Raw genomic sequence first — 22,453 nt, forward strand, 5'->3', positions numbered from 1 at the left:
TCAATGTCAACTAAGTTTTTTAATTTCTTTTTTGTCGTCTTCTGCGTTTCTGCATCAGCGACGGTTATTAATTTATCATATAATATCTATGGACGTCAACACTTTTTAATAAAAAGTTCTTTTTCTTACATAACGAATACATTCCTCTGCATTAGCGACTCTTCGAAACAAACAAAAAATGATTTTATACCTTTCTTCCATCGCCTTTTTTACAACGTCATGAATACGTTCATCTTCAAAATCAAATAAGAGTTCTTCTAACTCTCTCTTCAATATGTATTCCATTTCTTTTTTCTCTTCCTTCGTTAACATAAACCCAAGCAAATCATCACCTCAATCATTTCTTAAAGAGCAATAAATGTTCCGCTCATTTTTCCTACCATCCATTATATCCACTACTTACGATATTAATCCCTTGTTCTCTTTTTTATATTTACAGCATATATGTAACTGAAAAGGATTGGACAAAGGGGCGTAATATTATGTTTTTCTTTTTTATTACGAGTAAAAGAAACTTTAAACACATTAGCTTAATAGTGATACTTTCCTTATTTACAGCATGGCTACTCTTTTTGAAAACATATTCACACGAGTCTGCTTTTTCAACCGCTACAGGGCCTAAAGTCATTTACAAAGGCGATACCTCTAAAAAACAAGTTGCATTTACGTTTGATATTAGTTGGGGAGACAAAAAAGCAATTCCAATCCTTGATACACTTAAAGAAAGAGATATTAAGAATGCAACTTTCTTCCTTTCTGCTGCATGGGCAGAAAGACATCCTGATGTTGTCGAGCGTATCATAAAAGATGGACATGAAATCGGTAGTATGGGTTATAATTACACGTCCTACACTTCTCTAGAGACAAACGAAATACGAAGAGATCTTTTACGAGCACAAGATGTGTTTACAAAACTCGGTGTGAAACAAATCAAACTATTGCGTCCACCTAGTGGAGATTTTAACAAAGCAACACTTAAAATAGCAGAATCGCTCGGATACACCGTCGTTCATTGGAGTAATAACTCAAACGACTGGAAAAACCCTGGTGTAAACAATATCGTTTCCACGGTCTCTAATAATTTAAAAGGTGGAGATATCGTCTTATTACACGCATCCGATTCTGCCCTCCAAACAAATAAAGCTTTACCACTGCTTCTGCAAAAATTAAAGAGTGACGGGTATGAGCAAATATCCGTATCACAACTTATTTCCAACACAAGTACGAAAAGTGAAGATGTGCAATAATTCTTCAAACATAAAAAGCTCTACTACCTTTCATTCAGGTAATAGAGCTTTTTACATTTGTACAACTACTCTACGTAAAAGCTCTCTTAATTAGGCCGACTTACTCGTCTTTCCAATTAAACGATGTAATATAAGTAACTGATATGCATTACATAATAAAAGTGGTATCACCATTAAATATAACCAATCTGTATCATTAATTCGAAGAGCTGGTACCCACTCAAGAATTGTTACAACAACCATAAAGAACAAAGCGGGCACGAATGCCTTTTTGTTCGTTTCTTTACTTTTTATATAAGCAACAATGGCACCAAACACAAATAACACACCAGCAACAAGTATGTTATTTCCTAATGAAACTTCCCCATTTGCAATCAACACAGATCTTAAATACACGAAATCAAATAAAACGAATGCAATGAAGAAGAGCTGGACTATATTCCATAAAGAAGGTGACCTGAACATCCCTAATCCAAAACGATGGATTGTTAAATAGGCAAAGAACCCCATTTGACTTATAACACTAAAAATAAACCCTACGCCCATCAACCAAAAGGAAACCGCTAAAATCTCCTTAACGTCGAAATTTTGAAAAAATTTAGCGTACTTGTCCCACTCCAAAACAAACCCAATAATGACCGTACTAATCCCACCAAGAAACAACGTCTTAAAAAATAGTCGTACCCACTTGCGGCTATTCACAACACATCCCCCATTATCCTTATATTTCTAATCAAATTGTATCAATGACAATTTCAAAAAGCTAGCCATGTTCATGTATAAATTCCTTAAAGATATTTATATTAAAAAGAGAGAACTGTGTTGAAAGGAGTTCCAACTTATGAAACGGATGCTGCTCGTTTTGACTTCTTCTTTTTTATTCTTTGTACTTGTAGCATGTGCACAAGAAAAAGAAGCAAAGTCCGAACTTGATTATGATCAAACAAAGAAAATGATTGTTGATATTTTAAAAACTGATCAAGGTAAGAAAGCCATTCAAGATGTGTTAACTGATGAAAAAATGAAACAAGCACTCATACTAGATGAAACAGTAGTAAAGAAAACGATTGAAGATGCAATGGTATCCGACAAAGGGCAACAATTCTGGGAAAAGCTCTTTAAAGACCCTGAGTTCTCATCGAAATTCGCTAAAAGTATGGGAAAAGAACAAACAGCCTTAATGAAAACTTTACTAAAAGACCCTGAATACCAAGCAGGCGTTATAGAAATTATGAAAAACCCTGAAGTAGAAAAAATGATGCTACAAACGATGAAGAGCAAAGAATACCGCCAATATTTACAACAAGTACTAACAGAAACTGCCGAAAGCCCACTCTTCCAAGCTAAGATGATTGATATTATTAGTAAAGGTGTACAAAAGGCTGAAAAAAGTGGCTCTGATAAAAAAGAAGCAGGCGGTGAAGGTGGTTCTCAAGGCGATAAAAAAGAACAGCAATAAAAATAATAACGATAATAATGAGTGGACAATATGCGTATCATCCACTCATTATTATTTTATTTTTGCGCAACAGCTGTTTTATCAATCACTGTCTCAGCTATCGTGCGATAAATAAGACCTGTCGTATGTGTATCTTCATATACCGACGGTGCAAAGTCTTCTTTATTCCAATCAGGTTGTTGAAGTGGGATTCGGCCAAGTACTTCCGTTTGAAGTTCTGCAGCTAATTTATCTCCTCCACCTCTTCCAAACACATATTCTTTTTCACCAGTTGTTTTACTTTCAAAATACGCCATATTTTCAACAACGCCAAGAATACTATGTTCTGTGCGTAAAGCCATAGCTCCAGCACGCGCTGCTACAAATGCCGCTGTCGGATGCGGCGTTGTGACAATAATTTCTTTACAAGCCGGCAACATCGAATGTAAATCTAGTGCAACATCACCTGTACCCGGTGGTAAATCTAAAACTAAATAGTCTAAATCTCCCCACTCTACTTCTGTGAAGAAATGATTTAACATTTTCCCAAGCATAGGCCCTCTCCAAATAACTGGTGCATTATCTTCTACAAAGAACCCCATTGAGATTACCTTTACACCCAGACGTTCCACTGGAATGATTCTATCTCCTCTTACAACAGGACGTTTTTCTATCCCCATCATATCCGGTACGCTAAAACCATAAATATCCGCATCAATGATACCAACCTTTTTCCCTAGACGAGCTAAAGCAATAGCAAGGTTAACAGAAACTGTCGATTTCCCAACTCCACCTTTCCCACTCGCCACTGCTAAAAATGTCGTTTTTGAATTTGGTGACAATAAAGATTCAGTTTGCTCCTCTTCCTGTTCTGGTGCAAACTGAGCTAATTCCGCTTCTGTAAATTCTGCAAAGCGAAGCCCTACTGTTGCTGCTCCTAGTTCTTTTACTAACTTTACAATTCCAGATTGCAATTGCATTTGTTCCGCTGTACCGGTTTTTACGATTGCAATTTTAACACTTACATGTTCCTTTTCAGGCTTAACCGTTACCTCTTTAATTGCCCCTGTTTCTTTTAACGTTTTATGTAAAAATGGATCTACAATCCCTTCTAACGCTTCCACTACTTGCTCTTTCGTTACCATAATTAGCCCAGCCCCCTGTATGAAAAATAACGTAATGTTAATTTAATGTATCTCTCTTTATTTTCGAAATAAATGCGTTTACATTTCCAGTATAACATATTTTCGGAAAACTTCGTTAACGAGAGAAACGCAAAAAAATCCTCCTTATTCTGGAGGATTTCCTTTTTCCGTGAAATAACGTAATATACCACGATATACTGCAGCCGCTACCTTTTGCTGATATTTCTCCGAATTTAACATATACCTTTCATTTACATTCGATAAAAAGCCAGCTTCAATTAAAGCGCCTGGTGTTTTCGCATACTTCAATAAATACACATGAGAAATTGTTTTAGCAGAACGATTCGTATTCTCTAAACTCGTTCTCAATTCCGCTTGTATAAATTTCGCAGCACGTTCATTTTCAATCGAAGAACGGTAATAGAACGTTTGTGCGCCTTTCGATCCACTACTAGTTAAAGCGTTTAAATGAATACTCGCAAAAAAGTCTACATCAGGTTTATTAATAATCTCTACACGCTTTTTTAAATCCTCTGCTTTACGTCTACTATATGATTTTGTATCTTTCTGAGCTAAATCATAATCTCCATCACGCGTTAAAATAACTAGCGCACCTTGCTCTTGTAAATAATCTTGTACCTTCTTTGTAATCTCAAGCGTAATATCCTTCTCTACAATATCCTTTCCACCAACAGCCCCTCCGTCTGGTCCACCATGCCCAGCATCTAATACAATTACTTTCCCTGATAAGGGTAAATTCCAAGCTCGCCACGATTTTGTAATTTGAAACTCTTGTTTAACTAAAAAAAACAAAATAACCGCAGCGAGTGCAAAAGAGATAATTCGAATTCTCTTCATACCTTTCCTCCTCCAGCTAGTCCCTCTAATTACTTATATGGGACAAGAGGAAAGTTTATGCTTGTCTTAATGAAGCTTTAATCGATATCTTCTTTCACCTTTTTCATATCCTTCCTGCCACCATAAACCGATAAACTGCTGGCAAGATTGAAAAAGCAATTCCTCATCTTCTAACTTAATTTCCCGCATAGTCATGCTAGCCAAAAATTGAAATAGTGTTTCCGTTAATTGTTGCTCTTCTTCTAAGGCTCTATATTTCACATCAAAAAATGATTCACCGTAATAACCAAACTTACTATATCTCGCTCCTAATAAATACGATTCTATCCCTAGTTCAATACAGTAATCTTCATACTGTCGATGAAGTTCCTGCATCTGAAAGGCATCTCTAATATTTGAACGTAATGTTTTTAATGATAATTCCCGCAGCATCTTCCGTTCATATTTCAACTGCTTTTCTTTTTGTTTTTCTTGTAAGCTGACAATGACATTCATAGTACTTATAAACCTCCCTAATACATATTAGTCTAAACTTCTAAAGAAGAAGCATACACGAGAGGATAGCACTAAAATATTCCAAACTACAAAAATTCCAAAAGAGGAATGAAACATAAAAAAACCCCAACCAAAATGGTTGGGGTTTTTAGTTCGCAAAAATTAACGTTTTGAGAACTGAGGTGCACGACGTGCGCCTTTAAGACCGTATTTTTTACGCTCTTTCATACGTGCGTCACGAGTTAATAGACCTGCACGTTTTAGTGTTAGACGGTATTCTGGATCAGCTTTTAATAAAGCGCGAGAAATACCGTGACGAATAGCACCAGCTTGACCAGTGTATCCACCACCATTTACGTTTACAAGTACATCGTAGTTACCTAAAGTTTCTGTTGCAACTAGAGGTTGTTTCACTACTTCACGTAATGCAGCAAATGGGATATAGTTTTCAAAATCACGACCGTTAATGATAACGCGTCCTTCGCCTGGAACTAGGCGTACGCGCGCTACTGAACTCTTACGACGTCCAGTGCCATAGTATTGAACCTGTGCCAAAGTAAGCCCTCCTTTAATTGATTATCCGCGAAGTTCGTAAACTTCTGGTTTTTGTGCTTGGTGTGGATGCTCTGCTCCAGCATACACGTTTAGTTTCTTAGAAACTTGACGGCCTAAGCGTCCTTTTGGAAGCATGCCTTTAATTGCAAGCTCTAACATTTGTACAGGGTAGTTTGTACGCATTTCAAGAGCTGTTCTTTGTTTAAGTCCACCTGGGTGGTTAGTGTGACGGTAGTAAATTTTATCGTTTAATTTATTACCTGTTAAATGAATTTTCTCAGCGTTAATAATAATTACATGATCACCCGTGTCAACGTGTGGTGTAAATGTAGGTTTGTTTTTACCACGTAAAATGGATGCTACTTCACTAGCAAGGCGACCTAAAGTTTGACCTTCAGCATCAACCACATACCATTTACGCTCAACTTCGTTAGCTTTTGCCATAAAAGTCGTACGCATGTGTTTCCCTCCTCGTTATCTTTTCCATAGAAAAAATCTATTGTTTATCTTAAACACGATTTCCTTCCGGGGCTAATCGTGGTTTTAGAAACAATACCATATGTTATGATATACTTTTGAGTTTCTAATGTCAAGCAAATGTTACACCAGGATTAGTTGTTATAGTTTACCTGCCATAAGTAAAGGCCATGACCAGGAGCCATCTTTCCAGCAAACTGACGATTTTGTTTCGCTAGAATCTCTGGAATGCTGTCTGGATCAAGCTTTCCTTGCCCTACGCTCAGTAACGTACCAACAATAATTCTGACCATATTATATAAAAATCCATTACCTACAAAACGAAAAATTAATTCATCGTCTTGCTCAATTAGCTCAATTTCATAAATTGTTCTCACTTTATCTTTTTTGTCAGTTTTTGCCGAACAAAAAGAAGTGAAATCATGCGTTCCAATAAAATAAGGGATCGCTTTTCTTATAGCGTTTATTTCAAGCGGATATGGATATTGATATACGTAATTTCTACGGAATACATCCGCAGTCTTTGATAATAATACACGATAACGATATTCTTTTCTCTCGACACCGTAACGCGCATGAAATTCTTCTGTTTTTTTCTCTACCTGTCTAATAACAATATCATCTGGTAGCATTGTGTTTAATGCATTACTCCATTGCCACTCTTCAAGAGACAACGGTGTATCAAAGTGTATCACTTGTCCTTTAGCATGAACAGTAGAATCCGTTCTGCCAGATGCTTGCACACGAACAAGTTCTCCTTTATGCAATTTCTGTAAAGCTTTCTCTATTTCTTGTTGAACAGTACGATGTTGCGGCTGAATTTGATAACCACAAAAATGCATGCCATCATATGCAACCGTACATTTTATTCTATCCATTTCTCTATTCTCCATTACGATCGCACCCATGCCAAAATACAAGCTAAACAAAGTAAGCTTATTATCGTTACTGTATCACTTGTTTTCCAGCGTAGTTGCCTAAATTTAGTACGTCCTTCGCCACTTTGATACCCACGAGCTTCCATAGCAATTGCTAAGTCCTCTGCGCGCTTAAAAGCACTGATAAATAGAGGGACGAGTAGTGAGATAATAGCTTTCATCCTATCTTTTATCGGTCCCCCAGCAAAATCAATACCACGTGACGCTTGTGCCTTCATTATTTTACTCGTTTCATCCATCAATGTCGGGATAAAACGAAGAGAAATTGACATCATTAATGCGATTTCATGAACAGGAACTTTTATACGCTTCAAAGGCTTTAATAACGTCTCCAAACCATCTGTAATCTCAATAGGTGTCGTCGTTAACGTTAATAATGTCGTCATTAAAATAATAACGAAGAATCGTATAGAAATGTATATCCCTTGCTCTAATCCTTTTTCATGTATCGAAAACCAACCAAGCTGGAATAGTACTTCCCCTTCTTTATTTGTAAAAATATGCAGGAAAAATGTAAAAAGAAAAATCCATAGAATTGGTTTTAAGCCCGAAAGTACATAACGAATCGGCACTTTTGCAAAAAATAAAGCAATGAGTGCATATAAAAATAAAAATCCATATGAAATCGCATTATTTGCTAAGAAAACAACAAATACATATAAAAAGACAATCAGCAGCTTCGTACGTGGATCAAGTTGATGAATAAGAGAATTCCCTGGAATATACCTTCCAATAATCAACTGCTGCATGATTCATGACCACCTTTTCGTAACACCTGCACAACTTCATGAGTAAGATCCTCTAAAGATAAGGTAGCCTTTGGGATTGAAATGCCAAACTTCTCTTCAATTGCACGTTTATACTTTAAAGACATAGGAAGATCCACGCCAATTTTCTCTAATTCATCAGCATGTGAAAATACTTCCTCTGCACTTCCTTGCAAAAAGACCGTTCCTTTATGCATGACTACAATCTGTTCGGCATATTTAGCAGCATCCTCCATATTATGCGTTACAAGGATAACTGTAAGACCTTTCTCCTTATGTAGCTTATAAAACATTTCCATAAGTTCATTCTGCCCTTTTGGATCTAGTCCTGCTGTAGGTTCATCTAATACAAGCACTTCGGGTTCCATAGCTAATACGCCTGCTATAGCAACACGCCTCATTTGTCCACCACTTAACTCAAATGGTGAACGTGCTAACAGTTCTGGTTCTAACCCTACAAGTTCAATTGCCTCTCTTGCCTTTTGCTTCGCTTCTTCTACAGATACTCCGAAATTAGTAGGACCGAAACAAATATCTTTCTCTACAGTCTCTTCAAACAACTGATGTTCTGGGAACTGAAAGACAACCCCTACCTTTTTACGTAGTGGCTTTAGCTTTTTTTCTTTCTTTCCTGCCGAAATGAAATGTTCACCAATTTGAACTGTGCCATTTGTCGGCTGCAATAAACCATTTAAATGTTGAATCATCGTCGACTTACCTGAACCAGTATGACCGATAATGGCATAATAGCCCCCACTTGGAAACGACACGTCTACATCATAAAGTGCGCGTCTTTCAAATGGAGTTTTATATTGATAACGATGTTCTACTTTTTGGAATGTAATCTCCAAAGTTCGTTCACCAAGCTTTCCATTGTAAGATGCGTATTTTGCAAGAGAATTTCATTTCTTTTTAATAATTCTGCTATTTTCACTGAGAATGGTACATCTAATCCAATTTCTTGGAGCATATGAGAGGACTTGAAAATTTGTTCTGGAGTTCCTTCCTCTAATATCTCTCCCTTATTTAAAATAATGACACGGTCTGATTGTGCCGCTTCTTCTAAATCGTGCGTAATTGATAAAACAGTAATACCTTTTTGATTAACGAGTTGTCTAACCGTTTCTACTACTTCACGTCTCCCTTGGGGGTCTAGCATTGACGTTGCTTCATCTAATATTAAAATAGATGGCTGAAGTGCCAAAACGCCTGCTATTGCCACTCGCTGCTTTTGCCCACCAGATAACGAATGAGGCTCATCATTAAGAAACTCTTCCATACGGACGAGTCGCAAGGCCTGATCTAATCTTTCTACCATTTGCTCTCTTGGCATTCCGATATTCTCTAAGCCAAAGACAACGTCATCTTGCACTATCGTTCCAACAAATTGATTATCTGGATTTTGAAATACCATCCCAATTTGTTTTCGAACATCCCATACCGTTTCCTCTGATAAAACCATTGTATCATTTACTGTAATAGTTCCTGCTTCTGGCAAAAACAAACCATTCAATAATTTTGCAAGTGTAGACTTCCCTGAACCGTTTTGTCCAATAACAGATACCCATTCTCCTTCATATAAGGAAAATGAAACATCTTTTAACGCATAAGTGGCTGCCCCAGGATATTGAAATGATATATTTTCTGTCCGAAGTTTCTCTTTTTTCAATACAAGGCACCCTTTCCTTCGTCAAGTAAGCCTATTTTTATATTTAAAAAAAAGGGCCATGACCAGTTTCTTGAAAAGAACTGTCCTGCCCTTTTAATTATCATTATACTAACTCGATAATTACCATTGGTGCTGCGTCTCCGCGACGTGGACCAATTTTTGCAATACGAGTGTATCCGCCTTGGCGCTCAGCATAGCGTGGAGCTACATCAGCGAATAATTTTTGAAGTGCATCTTGACCAGTCTCAGCGTTAGCTACTTCATTGCGAATGAAAGCTGCTGCTTGACGACGAGCATGAAGATCTCCGCGTTTACCTAAAGTGATCATTTTTTCCACTACAGAACGAAGTTCTTTTGCACGAGTTTCTGTCGTTTGGATGCGCTCGTTGATAATTAAATCAGTAGCTAAGTCACGTAACATAGCTTTACGTTGCGCACTTGTACGGCCTAATTTTCTGTATGCCATTCGTAGTTCCCTCCTTTGTTGATGGGTTTAAATCCTCAGTCGTCTTTACGTAAACCTAAACCTAATTCCTCAAGTTTATGTTTAACTTCTTCTAAGGATTTACGTCCTAAGTTACGAACTTTCATCATATCTTCTTCTGTTTTGTTCGCAAGCTCTTGTACAGTATTAATTCCTGCACGTTTTAGGCAATTATAAGAACGAACAGAAAGGTCTAGTTCTTCGATAGTCATCTCAAGAACTTTCTCTTTTTGATCTTCTTCCTTCTCGACCATAATCTCAGCATTTTGTGCTTCATCAGTTAAACCAACAAAGATATTTAAATGCTCAGTTAAGATTTTGGCACCTAAAGAGATAGCTTCTTTTGGCCCGATGCTTCCATCCGTCCATACATCAAGCGTAAGCTTATCATAATTAGCCACTTGTCCGACACGTGTCTTTTCCACTTGGTAAGTCACACGTGATACTGGAGTATAAATAGAATCAATAGGAATTACTCCTATTGGTTGATCTTCGCTTTTATTTGCATCAGCTGGCGTATACCCACGGCCACGCTTTGCAGTTAAACGCACGCGGAAATGCGCATCTTTTGCTAACGTTGCAATGTGTAAATCTGGATTTAAGATTTCTACATCACTATCGTGAGTAATATCAGCAGCTGTGACAATACCTTCGCCCTGCACATCAATTTCCAACGTCTTCTCTTCTTCAGAGTAGATTTTAAGAGCTAACTTTTTCAAGTTTAAGATGATCGTCGTAACGTCTTCTACTACGCCCTCAACTGTTGAAAATTCATGTAATACGCCATCGATTTGGATAGCAGTAACAGCGGCACCAGGGAGTGAGGATAAAAGAATACGACGTAAGGAGTTACCCAAAGTAGTACCATATCCACGCTCAAGCGGTTCAATTACGAATTTACCATATTTAGCATCTTCGTTAAGTTCAACCGTTTCGATTTTCGGCTTTTCGATTTCAATCATTAACTAAACCCTCCTTCAAAACGTCGAAACCCCGGTTAAACAAAGGTATAACCCCTGTCTAACCGAAAGTCCCCCTTAGGCAGTTCCCGATTGTGCACAACAAGCGATGTTTCTGTACGAAATTTCTCGATAATGCATCATATCCATTATAGACAAAAGGGAAAATTCTATACAGAAAAATTACACACGACGACGTTTTGGTGGACGACATCCATTATGAGGAACTGGAGTAACATCTCTAATTGCTGTTACTTCTAGACCTGCAGCTTGAAGAGCACGAATTGCAGCTTCACGACCAGCACCAGGACCTTTAACAGTAACCTCTAAAGTTTTTAAACCGTGCTCCATTGCAGCTTTAGCAGCAGTTTCAGCAGCCATTTGCGCAGCGAATGGAGTAGATTTACGAGATCCACGGAAACCAAGTGCACCAGCACTAGACCAAGAAAGTGCGTTACCGTGAGTATCTGTAAGAGTTACGATTGTGTTGTTGAAAGTAGAACGAATATGAGCTATACCAGCTTCAATATTCTTTTTCACACGTTTTTTACGAGTGTTTGTTTTACGTGCCATTGTTAGTTCAACCTCCTTTACTTATTATTTCTTTTTATTTGCTACTGTACGACGTGGACCTTTACGTGTACGAGCATTGTTTTTAGAGTTTTGACCACGAACTGGTAAACCACGACGGTGACGAAGACCACGGTAAGAACCGATCTCCATTAGACGTTTAATGTTAAGAGATACTTCACGACGAAGGTCTCCCTCAACTTTAATACGATCGATGATATCACGGATACGTCCTAATTCGTCTTCCGTTAAATCACGAACTCGTGTTTCTTCAGAAATACCTGCTTCAGCAAGAATTTTTTCAGCAGTTGTGCGACCAATGCCGAATACGTAAGTTAAAGAAATAACAACGCGTTTGTCTCGAGGAATATCTACACCTGCGATACGTGCCATTACGAATGCACCTCCTTCTGATTAACCTTGTTTTTGTTTATGTTTAGGGTTTTCACAAATAACCATTACTTTTCCACGTCTACGAATAACTTTACATTTTTCGCAGATTGGTTTAACTGACGGTCTTACTTTCATGTCTCGAACCTCCTTAAAGATTACGGAGTGCTATATTATTTAAAACGGTACGTAATACGACCACGATTTAAATCGTACGGAGATAATTCTACCGTAACTTTGTCTCCTGGTAAAATACGAATGAAGTTCATACGGATTTTACCAGAAACGTGAGCCAATACGACATGCCCATTCTCTAATTCTACTTTGAACATAGCATTTGGCAACGTTTCAAGAACGGTACCTTCGACTTCAATTACATCATCTTTAGCCATTCAATAGTTCTCCCTTCTTCAAATCAGTAACATTTTACACTGCTCTGAAATCCCGGAGAGCCAGCTACTTATAAAGTGGTAAGGATTTCGTATCCTGCTTCTGTAAGAGCAATCGTGTGCTCAAAATGGGCACACCATTTACCATCTACCGTTACCACTGTCCAGTCATCAGATAGTGTTTTTACATATCGTCTTCCTTGATTCACCATCGGCTCAACACAGATGACCATTCCCGGCTTTAATCTAGGGCCTCTATTTGGTGGACCATAGTGCGGGATTTGAGGGTCCTCATGTAAGTCTTGCCCGATTCCGTGACCAACATACTCCCTAACGATCGAGAATCCATTCTCTTCAGCATGGGTTTGAACCGCATGTGAGATATTTGATAATCTCTCGCCTGGTTTTACTTGTTCTAGACCAAGATACAACGATTTTTCTGTGACATCAAGTAGCTTTTGAACAGATTCAGAAATGTTTCCAACTGGATACGTCCATGCAGAATCTCCATGGTACCCATTGTATTTCGCACCAATATCGATACTGATGATATCGCCCTCTTTGAGCTTGCGCTTCCCTGGAATTCCGTGTACAAGCTCTTCATTTACAGAAGCACATATGCTCCCCGGAAATCCGTTGTATCCTTTAAAAGATGGCGTAGCACCATATTTTTGAATCGTCTTTTCCGCTATTTGATCGAGCTCTTTCGTTGTAATTCCTGGAGTAATGTGCTGTTTTAACTCCTGATGAGTTAAAGCAACGATCCTGCCAGCTTCTCGCATGATTTCTATCTCGCGAGGAGTTTTGCAGATTATCATTACGCTAAGCCTCCGATGAGAACATCGATATCAGCAAATACTTTATTGATATCTTGCTCACCATTAATGCTTTGTAAGTAACCAAGCTCCTCGTAGAAATCAAGCAAAGGTTTTGTTTGCTTAATATTTACATCTAAGCGATTTGCTACAGTTTCTTCATTGTCATCAGAGCGTTGATATAATTCGCCACCACATTTATCACACACGTCAACTTTTGCTGGCGCATTGAATTCTAAGTGGTAAGTCGCACCGCACTCTTTACAAATGCGACGGCCTGTAAGACGTTTTAATAACAACCCTGAATCCACATTAATGTTTAAAACATAGTCGATTTTTTTGCCAAGATCTTTCATAATCTCTTCAAGAGCTGATGCTTGTGCAACAGTTCGTGGGAAACCATCTAGTAAGAAGCCTTTTACGCAGTCTTCTTGACTTAAACGTTCACGAACAATTCCGATTGTAACTTCATCTGGAACAAGTGCACCTTTATCAATAAAAGATTTTGCTTGTAAACCCATTTCAGTTTCAGCCTTCATAGCTGCACGGAACATATCTCCTGTTGAGATGTGAGGGATGTTATACTTGGCAACAATCTGTTCGGCTTGTGTACCTTTACCAGCACCAGGAAGCCCCATTAAAATTAAGTTCATCCTTGTTCCCCCTCAGAGTACATGAGCATGTAGGGAAGACAATACTTCCCACTTACTCACTGCTTGATAAACCCTTTGTAATGGCGTTTTACCAGTTGGCTTTCTAGCTGCTTCATTGTTTCTAAAGCAACGCCGACAACGATTAACATACTCGTTCCACCGATCTGTGCAGATGGAGGAAGATTTCCCAGCTTCGTAAAGATAACTGGTAAGATTGCAATCGCTGCTAGGAAAATTGATCCTACAAAGGTCAAACGATACAAGATTTTTGTTAGATATTGTTCCGTATTCTTACCCGGACGAATACCTGGAACATATCCACCTTGCTTGTTTAGATTCTCTGACATTTGTTCTGGATTAACCTGAACAAACGCATAGAAATATGTGAAGGCTACAATGAGCGCAACATATATGATCATTCCCACTGGGTGAGAATAGTTAAAGTTAGCAATAATCCACTGCGATACATCATGTTTCGGGAAGAACTGTGCAATAGTCGGAGGCGTAATTAAGAATGAAACAGCAAAAATTACTGGAATAACACCAGCACTATTTACCTTAAGCGGTAAATGTGTGTTTTGTGCTCCAGCATAACCACCATTTCCTCCTGTTACACGCTTCGCATATTGAATTGGGATCTTTCTAACAGCCTGTTGAATGAAAATAACACCCACAATAACTGCTAGCACAGCTAGTAAGATCAATGCAACTTTAACGATACTCATGAACAATTGATCTCCGATATTTTGAAACTGTTGCTGATACACTTGAGATATAACACTTGGGATCGCTGCGGCAATACCACCAAAGATAAGGATGGAAATACCATTACCTACACCTTTAGCTGTAATCTGTTCGCCTAACCACATTAAAAATGCAGTACCAGCAGTCAGTACCGTAGCAATGTATAAATAAGTGCTCCAACCAGGATTCAAAATTAATTGTCCACCTACCATACCGTTAAAACCGATTGACATACCAAACCCCTGAATAAACGCAAGAACAATTGTAAAATAACGCGTGAATTGCGTTAATTTACGACGGCCCATTTCACCTTGCTTCGACCATTCCGAAAATTTAGGAACAACATCCATCTGCAATAATTGCACGATGATGGATGCTGTAATATACGGCATGATTCCCATCGCAAAGATGGAGAAGTTTTTCAAGGCTCCACCGCCAAATGTATTTAGAATACCTAAAGCATTTAATTGATCTTGTGCCTTCAGTACGTCTCCATTTGTAAATGGCACGGGGATAAACGTGCCAATCCTGAATACGATTAACATCGCTAAAGTGAATAATATTTTACGTCTTATCTCAGCAACGCGCATAAAGTTGGAGATTGTACGAAACATTAGATCACCTCAACTGATCCACCAGCTGCTTCAATTGCTTCTTTAGCACTTGAAGAGAACTTGTGCGCTTTAACAGTTAGTTTTTTCTCTACTGCGCCGCTTGCAAGAATTTTAACACCGTCGTTTAACTTGCTGATAACGCCAGTTTCCAGCAATAATTCAGGTGTTACTTCTGTACCATCTTCAAAACGATTTAACGTTGATAAGTTTACAATAGCAAACTCTTTACGGTTAATGTTTGTGAAGCCGCGTTTTGGTAAACGACGGAATAATGGAGTTTGACCACCTTCGAAGCCAAGACGAACACCGCCGCCAGAACGTGCGTTTTGTCCTTTATGACCTTTACCAGCAGTTTTACCGTTACCAGAACCGATACCACGACCGACACGGTTACGTACTTTACGAGAACCTTCTGCAGGTTTTAATTCATGAAGTTTCATTCCCAGGCACCTCCTTATATTAATGAGTTATCCTTAAGCTTCTTTTACAGTTACAAGGTGAGAAACTTTGTTGATCATACCAAGAATAGCAGGAGTTTCTTCCTTAACTACAGTTGAATTCAACTTTTTAAGACCTAAAGCTTCTACCGTCGCACGTTGATCTTGTGGACGACCAATTACACTACGAGTGAGGGTAATTTCTAACTTTTTCGCCATTTGTTTTCCCTCCTTAACCTAGTAGCTCTTCTACAGATTTACCGCGTAATTTTGCAACATCTTCAGCGCGCTTAAGTTCGCTTAATCCGTTCACAGTAGCGCGAATCATGTTGATTGGTGTGTTAGAACCAAGAGATTTCGAAAGAATATCTTGTACACCAGCTAATTCAAGGACCGCACGAACAGGTCCACCTGCAATAACACCAGTACCCTCAGCAGCAGGCTTTAAGAATACTTCACCAGCGCCAAAATGACCGTTGATTGTGTGTGGAATTGTTGTACCAACTAATGGTACAGCGATTAAGTTTTTCTTAGCGTCTTCGATAGCTTTGCGGATTGCGTCTGGTACCTCTTGTGCTTTACCAGTACCGAATCCAACATGACCGTTTTTATCGCCAACTACAACTAGTGCAGCAAAGCGGAAACGACGACCACCCTTAACAACTTTCGCGACACGATTTATCGTAACTACACGTTCTTCAAGTTCTAATTTACTTGGGTCAATGCGATGCATCAATTTTCCCTCCTTTGACCATTAAAATTGTAATCCAGCCTCACGAGCAGCTTCAGCTAGAGCTTTAACACGGCCATGGTATAAGTAACCACCGCGATCAAATACTACTTCTTTAACGCCTTTCTCTACAGCACGCTTAGCAACTGATTCTCCAACTTTCGTAGCAGCTTCAATATTGCTAGTACCGTTAAGAGCAAGGTCTTTATCAAGAGTAGATGCACTTACTAACGTTACACCATTTACATCATCAATAACTTGAGCGTAAATATGTTGGTTAGAACGGAACACGTTTAAACGTGGACGTTCTGCAGTACCAGTAAGTTTAGCACGTACACGCGCATGTCTTTTCTTACGAGTCGCATTTTTATCAGCTTTAGTGATCATTCTTGTCACTCCTTTCTCTCACCTAACGGGTTTACTTAGCAGTTTTACCTTCTTTACGACGAACAACTTCGCCTTCGTAACGAATACCTTTACCTTTGTAAGGCTCAGGAGCACGTACAGCGCGGATGTTAGCAGCGAATTCGCCAACACGTTGCTTGTCGATACCTTTGATTACGATCTTTGTTGGTGCAGGTACTTCAACTTCAAGACCTGCTTCCGGAGTCATTTCTACTGGATGAGAATAGCCTACGCTTAATACAAGTTTATCACCTTGTTTTTGAGCACGGTAACCAACACCGACTAATTCAAGTCCGCGTGCGAAACCTTCAGTTACACCTTCAACCATGTTTCCGATTAAAGCACGAGTTGTACCGTGTAATGCACGGTGTTCCTTCTGTTCAGATGGACGCTCAACTGTTAATGTATTCTCTTCAATTTTGATAAGCATATCAGCATTGAAAGTACGAGTTAATTCACCTTTAGGGCCTTTTACTGTTACAGTATTGTCTTCTGCAACTGTAATAGTAACACCTGCAGGGATTTCAAGAATCTTTTTACCAATACGAGACATGTGGTCACACCTCCGTTCGTTTTAAATATATATTACCAAACGTATGCTACTACTTCTCCACCAGTTTGTAATTGACGAGCGTCTTTGTCTGTCATTACTCCCTTAGATGTAGAAACAAGAGCGATACCTAATCCGTTAAGTACACGTGGTACTTCGTCAGCTTTAGCGTAAACGCGTAAGCCAGGCTTACTGATACGTTTTAATCCAGTGATTACACGTTCATTGTTTGCACCATATTTCAGGAAAATACGAAGGATACCTTGTTTGTTATCCTCGATGTATTCTACATCACGAATGAAACCTTCACGTTTTAAAAGTTCAGCGATCTCTTTTTTGATTTTAGAAGCAGGAACCTCTAATTTCTCATGACGTACCATGTTCGCATTACGGATGCGAGTAAGCATGTCTGCAATTGGATCTGTCATCACCATGTGTTTTACCTCCTTCCCATTTGTGGGTTTTACCAACTAGCTTTTTTAACACCAGGAATTTGACCTTTATATGCAAGTTCACGGAAACAAATACGGCAAAGTTTAAATTTGCGGTATACAGAATGCGGACGACCGCAGCGTTCGCAACGTGTATACTCTTGTACTTTAAACTTAGGAGTACGCTTTTGTTTCGCTATCATAGATTTTTTAGCCACGTTTTCGCCTCCTCTACTTAGCGTTGGCTTCCATTATTTTTGGAATGGCATACCGAATTGTGTTAACAGTTCACGAGCTTCTTCATCAGTTTTCGCTGTAGTAACGATTACGATGTCCATACCGCGGACTTTGCTTACTTTATCATAATCAATCTCAGGGAAAATAAGTTGCTCTTTAACACCTAATGTGTAGTTTCCACGACCATCGAATGATTTCTTAGAAACACCACGGAAATCACGTACACGTGGTAAAGAAACTGATACTAATTTGTCGAAGAACTCATACATTTGCTCGCCGCGTAAAGTTACTTTCGCACCGATTGGCATACCTTCACGAAGACGGAAACCAGCGATAGATTTTTTAGCACGAGTTACAACAGGTTTTTGACCTGCGATTTGTGTTAATTCTTCTACTGCGTTGTCTAAAGCTTTTGAGTTAGATACCGCGTCACCAACACCAGTGTTGATTACGATCTTTTCGATTTTTGGTACCTGCATTACAGATTTATAGTTAAACTTGCTCATTAGAGCAGGAGTAATTTCCTTTTGGAACTTCTCTTTAAGGCGATTCAATGAAGTGACCTCCTTTCTTAAGAAAATTATTTATCTAATAATTCACCAGATTTTTTTGCAATACGAACTTTTTTACCATCTTCTACTTTGAAGCCTACACGAGTAGGTTCACCTGTTTTCGGATCTAAAATCATAACGTTAGAAACGTGAATAGGTGCTTCTTTAGTAATAATTCCACCTTGTGGATTTAATTGAGATGGCTTAGAGTGCTTCTTAACGATATTGACACCCTCAACGATAACACGGTTTTGCTTTGGGAAAGCCACAAGGATAACGCCTTGTTTTCCTTTGTCTTTACCAGTGATTACCTGTACTTTATCACCTTTTTTTACATGCATCTTAATTCTGCACCTCCTTAGCAAGGCAATACCTTAAATTATAGAACTTCTGGAGCTAAAGAAACGATCTTCATGAAGTTGCTATCACGTAATTCACGAGCTACTGGTCCGAAGATACGAGTACCACGTGGGCTCTTATCGTCTTTAATGATAACCGCTGCGTTTTCATCAAATTTGATGTAAGAACCGTCCGGACGACGAGCTCCGCTCTTCGTACGTACTACTACTGCTTTAACAACGTCACCTTTTTTAACAACGCCACCTGGTGTTGCTTGTTTTACCGTAGCAACGATAATGTCACCAATGTTAGCATATTTACGACCAGAGCCGCCTAATACTTTAATTGTTAAAAGTTCACGTGCACCAGAGTTGTCAGCAACTTTCAAACGAGATTCTTGTTGGATCATGTTATGAAACCTCCCTTCGGACTAAAAATTCCGATTCGTCTATTTAGATAATAACCGCTTCTTCAACGATTTCAACTAAACGGAAACGCTTAGTAGCAGAAAGCGGGCGAGTTTCCATGATTTTAACGATATCGCCAAGTTTCGCTTGGTTTTGCTCATCATGGGCTTTGTACTTCTTAGAATACTTAACACGTTTTCCGTACAAGGAATGAGTTTTGTAAGTTTCAACTAAAACTGTAATCGTTTTGTCCATTTTGTCAGACACAACACGACCAGTATAAACTTTGCGTTGGTTACGTTCGCTCACTATGCAAACCTCCCCTCAATTTATCGATTAATTCCGATCTCTCTTTCACGAACTACAGTTTTCATACGAGCAATTGCTTTACGCACTTCACGAATGCGAGTTGGATTCTCTAATTGTCCTGTAGCAAGTTGGAAGCGAAGATTAAACAACTCTTCCTTTAAAGCTTTAACTTTTGTTTCGATTTCGGCAGTGGTTAATTCACGAATATCATTAGTTTTCATTAGATTCACCACCATTTTCTTCACGTTTTACGAATTTACATTTCACAGGTAACTTGTGAGCTGCAAGACGTAATGCTTCGCGTGCTACCTCTTCAGATACACCCGCGATTTCGAACATAATTTTCCCAGGTTTTACTACTGCTACCCAGCCTTCTGGTGCCCCTTTACCGGAACCCATACGTACTTCTAGAGGTTTTGCAGTGTAAGGTTTAGAAGGGAAAATTTTAATCCATACTTTACCGCCACGTTTCATGTAACGAGTCATTGCACGACGAGCAGCTTCGATTTGACGGTTTGTAATCCATGAAGCAGCTTGTGCTTGTAAACCGAATTCACCGAAAGCAACTTCAGTTCCACCTTTAGCACGACCACGCATTTTACCACGATGCTCTCTACGATATTTTACGCGTTTTGGCATTAACATATTATTTTCCTCCTTCCTCAGAAGCTTTCTTTTTTGTAGGAAGGACTTCTCCACGGTAGATCCATACTTTTACGCCTAATTTACCGTATGTTGTATCAGCTTCAACTGCTGCATAGTCAATATCAGCGCGAAGTGTATGAAGTGGAACAGTTCCTTCACTGTAAGATTCTGCACGAGCGATATCAGCTCCGCCAAGACGACCAGAAACCTGTGTTTTAATACCTTTAGCACCTGCACGCATAGCACGTTGAATAACTTGCTTTTGTGCACGACGGAATGATACACGGTTTTCTAATTGACGAGCGATGTTTTCGCCTACTAATTTAGCGTTAAGATCAGCTCTCTTAACTTCTAAAATGTTGATGTGTACACGCTTGCCTGTTAATTGGTTAAGAGCTTTACGAAGTGCTTCAACTTCAGTACCACCTTTACCAATTACCATACCAGGTTTTGCAGTGTGAATTGTAACATTTACACGATTTGCTGCACGTTCGATTTCTACTTTAGCAACAGCAGAATCTTTTAAGCGTACATTAATGTACTCACGGATTTTGATGTCTTCATGTAATAATGTAGCGTAATCTTTCTCAGCGAACCAACGAGATTCCCAGTCACGGATAACGCCGACACGAAGACCAATTGGATTAACCTTTTGACCCATCGATTATCCCTCCTTCTTTTCTGATACCACAACTGTGATGTGGCTTGTGCGTTTGTTAATTTGGCTTGCACGACCCATTGCACGTGGACGGAAACGTTTTAACGTAGGACCTTCGTCAACGAAAACTTTCTCAACAACTAGGTTGTTAATGTCCATTTCATAATTGTGCTCTGCATTTGCGATTGCAGATTTTAAAACTTTTTCTACAACTGGAGAAGCAGTTTTTGGTGTGTGGTTAAGGATAGCAATCGCTTCACCCACTTGCTTACCTCGGATTAAGTCTACAACTAAACGAACTTTACGAGGAGCAATACGAACTGTTCTCGCTACTGCTTTAGCTTGCATTGAAGTGCCTCCTCTCATTATCTTCTAGTTTTCTTATCGTCAGCATCATGACCTTTATACGTACGAGTTGGTGCGAATTCACCTAACTTGTGGCCAACCATGTCCTCAGTGATGTACACAGGTACGTGTTTACGACCGTCATATACAGCGATTGTGTGTCCGATGAACTGAGGGAAGATTGTTGAACGGCGAGACCAAGTTTTAACAACTTGTTTTTGCTCAGATGCAACTAATTTTTCCATTTTGCTCATTAAATGATCATCGACAAATGGTCCTTTTTTTAAGCTACGAGCCATTTTGGTGCCTCCCTTCGTGATTGGCGTACGGTTCTAGAAATGAACCGTACTACAATCCCATTATTTTTTGCGACGACGAACGATGAATTTGTCAGACGCTTTGTTTTTCTTACGAGTCTTGAATCCAAGAGTTGGTTTACCCCATGGAGACATTGGAGACTTACGTCCGATTGGAGAACGTCCTTCACCACCACCGTGTGGGTGATCAACTGGGTTCATTACAGAACCACGAACTGTTGGGCGTTTACCTAACCAGCGAGAGCGACCTGCTTTACCGATTTTGATAAGTTCGTGTTGTTCGTTACCTACTTGACCGATTGAAGCGCGACAAGCAGATAATACAAGACGTACTTCACCAGAAGTTAAACGTACAAGTACGTATTTACCTTCTTTACCAAGTACTTGAGCAGATGTACCAGCAGAACGAACTAATTGTCCGCCACGACCAGGCTTAAGCTCGATGTTATGAACAACAGTACCTACTGGAATGTTGATTAATGGTAATGCGTTACCGATTTTAATGTCAGCTTCTGGGCCAGACATAATTTCCATACCTACTTCTAAGTTCTTAGGAGCAAGAATGTAACGTTTTTCACCGTCAACGTAGTTAATTAATGCGATATTCGCAGAGCGGTTTGGATCGTATTCGATCGTAGCAACGCGTCCTGGAATTCCATCTTTGTTACGCTTAAAGTCGATGATACGGTATTGACGCTTATGTCCGCCACCTTGATGACGTACAGTAATTTTACCTTGGTTATTACGACCAGCCTTCTTGCTTAAAGGAGCAAGTAATGACTTTTCGGGTCTGTCAGTCGTGATTTCAGCGAAATCATTCGTAGTCATATTACGACGACCGTTAGTAGTTGGATTATACTTTTTAATTCCCATCTCAATTTCCCT

The 22,453-nt window shown here is 39.1% G+C and carries 39 protein-coding genes; 2 read left to right on the plus strand and 37 right to left on the minus strand.

Translation table 11 applies throughout. From position 1 onward, the window contains the following. Window positions 1-105 precede the first annotated feature (105 nt). Window positions 106-324 (minus strand): hypothetical protein, encoded by a 219-nt coding sequence (locus COL05_RS17475; RefSeq protein ID WP_000900296.1) that lies wholly within the window; start codon window positions 322-324, stop codon window positions 106-108. Window positions 325-482: 158 nt separating this feature from the next. On the opposite strand from COL05_RS17475, the gene pdaB reads away from it, so the two are divergent. After that, a complete protein-coding gene (gene pdaB, locus COL05_RS17480) occupies window positions 483-1,247 on the plus strand; it encodes a polysaccharide deacetylase family sporulation protein PdaB (RefSeq protein WP_098346203.1) in 765 nt (254 codons plus the stop codon). A gap of 90 nt (window positions 1,248-1,337) precedes the next feature. On the opposite strand, the gene kbaA is transcribed toward pdaB, so the two are convergent. Next, window positions 1,338-1,949 (minus strand): KinB signaling pathway activation protein KbaA, encoded by a 612-nt coding sequence (gene kbaA, locus COL05_RS17485; RefSeq protein ID WP_098669531.1) that lies wholly within the window; start codon window positions 1,947-1,949, stop codon window positions 1,338-1,340. A 139-nt stretch (window positions 1,950-2,088) separates the two neighbouring features. Here kbaA and gerD point away from each other — a divergent pair, with 139 nt between their 5' ends. Then, window positions 2,089-2,706 carry a spore germination protein GerD gene (gene gerD / locus COL05_RS17490; RefSeq protein WP_098669532.1) on the plus strand — a complete coding sequence of 206 codons (618 nt, stop codon included), beginning with the start codon at window positions 2,089-2,091 and terminating at the stop codon, window positions 2,704-2,706. A gap of 56 nt (window positions 2,707-2,762) precedes the next feature. On the opposite strand, the gene COL05_RS17495 is transcribed toward gerD, so the two are convergent. The 35 genes from COL05_RS17495 to rplB all read right to left on the minus strand — a co-directional run bounded on the left by COL05_RS17495 (window position 2,763) and on the right by rplB (window position 22,441). Further along, window positions 2,763-3,830 carry an Mrp/NBP35 family ATP-binding protein gene (locus COL05_RS17495; protein ID WP_098669533.1) on the minus strand — a complete coding sequence of 356 codons (1,068 nt, stop codon included), beginning with the start codon at window positions 3,828-3,830 and terminating at the stop codon, window positions 2,763-2,765. Between the two features lie 144 nt (window positions 3,831-3,974). Then, window positions 3,975-4,688: an N-acetylmuramoyl-L-alanine amidase CwlD gene (cwlD, locus tag COL05_RS17500; protein ID WP_098669534.1), complete on the minus strand. Its 714-nt coding sequence runs from the start codon at window positions 4,686-4,688 to the stop codon at window positions 3,975-3,977. A 66-nt stretch (window positions 4,689-4,754) separates the two neighbouring features. Then, a complete protein-coding gene (locus COL05_RS17505) occupies window positions 4,755-5,183 on the minus strand; it encodes a DUF2521 family protein (protein ID WP_098669535.1) in 429 nt (142 codons plus the stop codon). Between the two features lie 162 nt (window positions 5,184-5,345). Continuing rightward, window positions 5,346-5,738, minus strand: coding sequence for a 30S ribosomal protein S9 (gene rpsI / locus COL05_RS17510; RefSeq protein WP_000079986.1), 393 nt, complete (start codon window positions 5,736-5,738; stop codon window positions 5,346-5,348). Window positions 5,739-5,759: 21 nt separating this feature from the next. Then, window positions 5,760-6,197 carry a 50S ribosomal protein L13 gene (rplM, locus tag COL05_RS17515; RefSeq protein ID WP_001260793.1) on the minus strand — a complete coding sequence of 146 codons (438 nt, stop codon included), beginning with the start codon at window positions 6,195-6,197 and terminating at the stop codon, window positions 5,760-5,762. Window positions 6,198-6,349: 152 nt separating this feature from the next. Next, a complete protein-coding gene (gene truA, locus COL05_RS17520) occupies window positions 6,350-7,093 on the minus strand; it encodes a tRNA pseudouridine(38-40) synthase TruA (RefSeq protein WP_098669550.1) in 744 nt (247 codons plus the stop codon). Between the two features lie 14 nt (window positions 7,094-7,107). Continuing rightward, window positions 7,108-7,902 carry an energy-coupling factor transporter transmembrane component T family protein gene (locus tag COL05_RS17525; protein ID WP_098669536.1) on the minus strand — a complete coding sequence of 265 codons (795 nt, stop codon included), beginning with the start codon at window positions 7,900-7,902 and terminating at the stop codon, window positions 7,108-7,110. Continuing rightward, the gene (locus tag COL05_RS17530) at window positions 7,890-8,771 is read right to left on the minus strand and encodes an energy-coupling factor ABC transporter ATP-binding protein (protein WP_098669537.1); all 882 of its coding nucleotides are present in this window, start codon (window positions 8,769-8,771) and stop codon (window positions 7,890-7,892) included. The genes COL05_RS17525 and COL05_RS17530 overlap by 13 nt, the downstream gene beginning before the upstream one ends. Then, complete coding sequence (locus COL05_RS17535; protein ID WP_098669538.1) at window positions 8,747-9,589, minus strand: energy-coupling factor ABC transporter ATP-binding protein; 843 nt, start codon at window positions 9,587-9,589, stop codon at window positions 8,747-8,749. The genes COL05_RS17530 and COL05_RS17535 overlap by 25 nt, the downstream gene beginning before the upstream one ends. A 103-nt stretch (window positions 9,590-9,692) precedes the next feature. Then, window positions 9,693-10,055: a 50S ribosomal protein L17 gene (gene rplQ, locus COL05_RS17540; protein ID WP_000331490.1), complete on the minus strand. Its 363-nt coding sequence runs from the start codon at window positions 10,053-10,055 to the stop codon at window positions 9,693-9,695. A gap of 35 nt (window positions 10,056-10,090) precedes the next feature. After that, complete coding sequence (locus COL05_RS17545) at window positions 10,091-11,035, minus strand: DNA-directed RNA polymerase subunit alpha (RefSeq protein ID WP_000569643.1); 945 nt, start codon at window positions 11,033-11,035, stop codon at window positions 10,091-10,093. A gap of 180 nt (window positions 11,036-11,215) precedes the next feature. Beyond that, window positions 11,216-11,605 (minus strand): 30S ribosomal protein S11, encoded by a 390-nt coding sequence (rpsK, locus tag COL05_RS17550; RefSeq protein WP_000101798.1) that lies wholly within the window; start codon window positions 11,603-11,605, stop codon window positions 11,216-11,218. A 24-nt stretch (window positions 11,606-11,629) separates the two neighbouring features. Next, window positions 11,630-11,995, minus strand: a complete 366-nt coding sequence (gene rpsM, locus COL05_RS17555; RefSeq protein WP_000090788.1) for a 30S ribosomal protein S13 — start codon at window positions 11,993-11,995, stop codon at window positions 11,630-11,632. Between the two features lie 21 nt (window positions 11,996-12,016). Then, a complete protein-coding gene (gene rpmJ / locus COL05_RS17560; protein WP_000868344.1) occupies window positions 12,017-12,130 on the minus strand; it encodes a 50S ribosomal protein L36 in 114 nt (37 codons plus the stop codon). Window positions 12,131-12,165: 35 nt separating this feature from the next. Then, window positions 12,166-12,384, minus strand: coding sequence for a translation initiation factor IF-1 (infA, locus tag COL05_RS17565; RefSeq protein ID WP_001029884.1), 219 nt, complete (start codon window positions 12,382-12,384; stop codon window positions 12,166-12,168). 68 nt (window positions 12,385-12,452) lie between these two features. After that, window positions 12,453-13,199 carry a type I methionyl aminopeptidase gene (map, locus tag COL05_RS17570; RefSeq protein WP_000582539.1) on the minus strand — a complete coding sequence of 249 codons (747 nt, stop codon included), beginning with the start codon at window positions 13,197-13,199 and terminating at the stop codon, window positions 12,453-12,455. Next, complete coding sequence (locus COL05_RS17575) at window positions 13,199-13,849, minus strand: adenylate kinase (RefSeq protein ID WP_098669539.1); 651 nt, start codon at window positions 13,847-13,849, stop codon at window positions 13,199-13,201. Before COL05_RS17575 ends, map begins: the two co-directional genes overlap by 1 nt. Before the next feature lie 56 nt (window positions 13,850-13,905). Next, entirely contained in the window at window positions 13,906-15,207 is a 1,302-nt protein-coding gene (gene secY / locus COL05_RS17580; RefSeq protein WP_000490117.1) for a preprotein translocase subunit SecY, read from the minus strand. Further along, complete coding sequence (rplO, locus tag COL05_RS17585) at window positions 15,207-15,647, minus strand: 50S ribosomal protein L15 (RefSeq protein WP_000766080.1); 441 nt, start codon at window positions 15,645-15,647, stop codon at window positions 15,207-15,209. The genes secY and rplO overlap by 1 nt, the downstream gene beginning before the upstream one ends. A gap of 33 nt (window positions 15,648-15,680) precedes the next feature. Next, a complete protein-coding gene (gene rpmD, locus COL05_RS17590; protein ID WP_001085234.1) occupies window positions 15,681-15,863 on the minus strand; it encodes a 50S ribosomal protein L30 in 183 nt (60 codons plus the stop codon). 13 nt (window positions 15,864-15,876) lie between these two features. After that, window positions 15,877-16,377: a 30S ribosomal protein S5 gene (gene rpsE, locus COL05_RS17595; protein WP_000554646.1), complete on the minus strand. Its 501-nt coding sequence runs from the start codon at window positions 16,375-16,377 to the stop codon at window positions 15,877-15,879. Window positions 16,378-16,398: 21 nt separating this feature from the next. Then, a complete protein-coding gene (gene rplR / locus COL05_RS17600) occupies window positions 16,399-16,761 on the minus strand; it encodes a 50S ribosomal protein L18 (RefSeq protein WP_000628816.1) in 363 nt (120 codons plus the stop codon). 31 nt (window positions 16,762-16,792) lie between these two features. After that, window positions 16,793-17,332 (minus strand): 50S ribosomal protein L6, encoded by a 540-nt coding sequence (rplF, locus tag COL05_RS17605; protein ID WP_000086558.1) that lies wholly within the window; start codon window positions 17,330-17,332, stop codon window positions 16,793-16,795. Window positions 17,333-17,364: 32 nt separating this feature from the next. Beyond that, window positions 17,365-17,763: a 30S ribosomal protein S8 gene (gene rpsH / locus COL05_RS17610; RefSeq protein ID WP_000245511.1), complete on the minus strand. Its 399-nt coding sequence runs from the start codon at window positions 17,761-17,763 to the stop codon at window positions 17,365-17,367. A 29-nt stretch (window positions 17,764-17,792) separates the two neighbouring features. Next, a complete protein-coding gene (rpsN, locus tag COL05_RS17615; protein WP_001085700.1) occupies window positions 17,793-17,978 on the minus strand; it encodes a 30S ribosomal protein S14 in 186 nt (61 codons plus the stop codon). Between the two features lie 33 nt (window positions 17,979-18,011). Next, a complete protein-coding gene (gene rplE, locus COL05_RS17620) occupies window positions 18,012-18,551 on the minus strand; it encodes a 50S ribosomal protein L5 (protein ID WP_098669540.1) in 540 nt (179 codons plus the stop codon). Between the two features lie 26 nt (window positions 18,552-18,577). Continuing rightward, window positions 18,578-18,889: a 50S ribosomal protein L24 gene (rplX, locus tag COL05_RS17625; RefSeq protein ID WP_000558200.1), complete on the minus strand. Its 312-nt coding sequence runs from the start codon at window positions 18,887-18,889 to the stop codon at window positions 18,578-18,580. A gap of 38 nt (window positions 18,890-18,927) precedes the next feature. Beyond that, window positions 18,928-19,296, minus strand: a complete 369-nt coding sequence (gene rplN, locus COL05_RS17630) for a 50S ribosomal protein L14 (RefSeq protein ID WP_000615912.1) — start codon at window positions 19,294-19,296, stop codon at window positions 18,928-18,930. A 43-nt stretch (window positions 19,297-19,339) separates the two neighbouring features. Beyond that, the gene (rpsQ, locus tag COL05_RS17635) at window positions 19,340-19,603 is read right to left on the minus strand and encodes a 30S ribosomal protein S17 (protein WP_000004106.1); all 264 of its coding nucleotides are present in this window, start codon (window positions 19,601-19,603) and stop codon (window positions 19,340-19,342) included. Between the two features lie 20 nt (window positions 19,604-19,623). After that, window positions 19,624-19,824, minus strand: coding sequence for a 50S ribosomal protein L29 (gene rpmC, locus COL05_RS17640; protein ID WP_000855718.1), 201 nt, complete (start codon window positions 19,822-19,824; stop codon window positions 19,624-19,626). Beyond that, window positions 19,814-20,248: a 50S ribosomal protein L16 gene (rplP, locus tag COL05_RS17645; protein ID WP_000928971.1), complete on the minus strand. Its 435-nt coding sequence runs from the start codon at window positions 20,246-20,248 to the stop codon at window positions 19,814-19,816. Before rplP ends, rpmC begins: the two co-directional genes overlap by 11 nt. Window position 20,249: 1 nt before the next feature. Beyond that, complete coding sequence (rpsC, locus tag COL05_RS17650; RefSeq protein ID WP_000529956.1) at window positions 20,250-20,909, minus strand: 30S ribosomal protein S3; 660 nt, start codon at window positions 20,907-20,909, stop codon at window positions 20,250-20,252. Between the two features lie 3 nt (window positions 20,910-20,912). Beyond that, window positions 20,913-21,254, minus strand: a complete 342-nt coding sequence (gene rplV, locus COL05_RS17655) for a 50S ribosomal protein L22 (RefSeq protein WP_001148024.1) — start codon at window positions 21,252-21,254, stop codon at window positions 20,913-20,915. A 17-nt stretch (window positions 21,255-21,271) separates the two neighbouring features. Next, complete coding sequence (gene rpsS / locus COL05_RS17660) at window positions 21,272-21,550, minus strand: 30S ribosomal protein S19 (RefSeq protein ID WP_098669541.1); 279 nt, start codon at window positions 21,548-21,550, stop codon at window positions 21,272-21,274. A gap of 60 nt (window positions 21,551-21,610) precedes the next feature. After that, complete coding sequence (gene rplB, locus COL05_RS17665; protein WP_098669542.1) at window positions 21,611-22,441, minus strand: 50S ribosomal protein L2; 831 nt, start codon at window positions 22,439-22,441, stop codon at window positions 21,611-21,613. Window positions 22,442-22,453: the final 12 nt, after the last annotated feature.

The organism is Bacillus sp. AFS059628, assembly GCF_002571225.1.
Lineage (GTDB): Bacteria > Bacillota > Bacilli > Bacillales > Bacillaceae_G > Bacillus_A.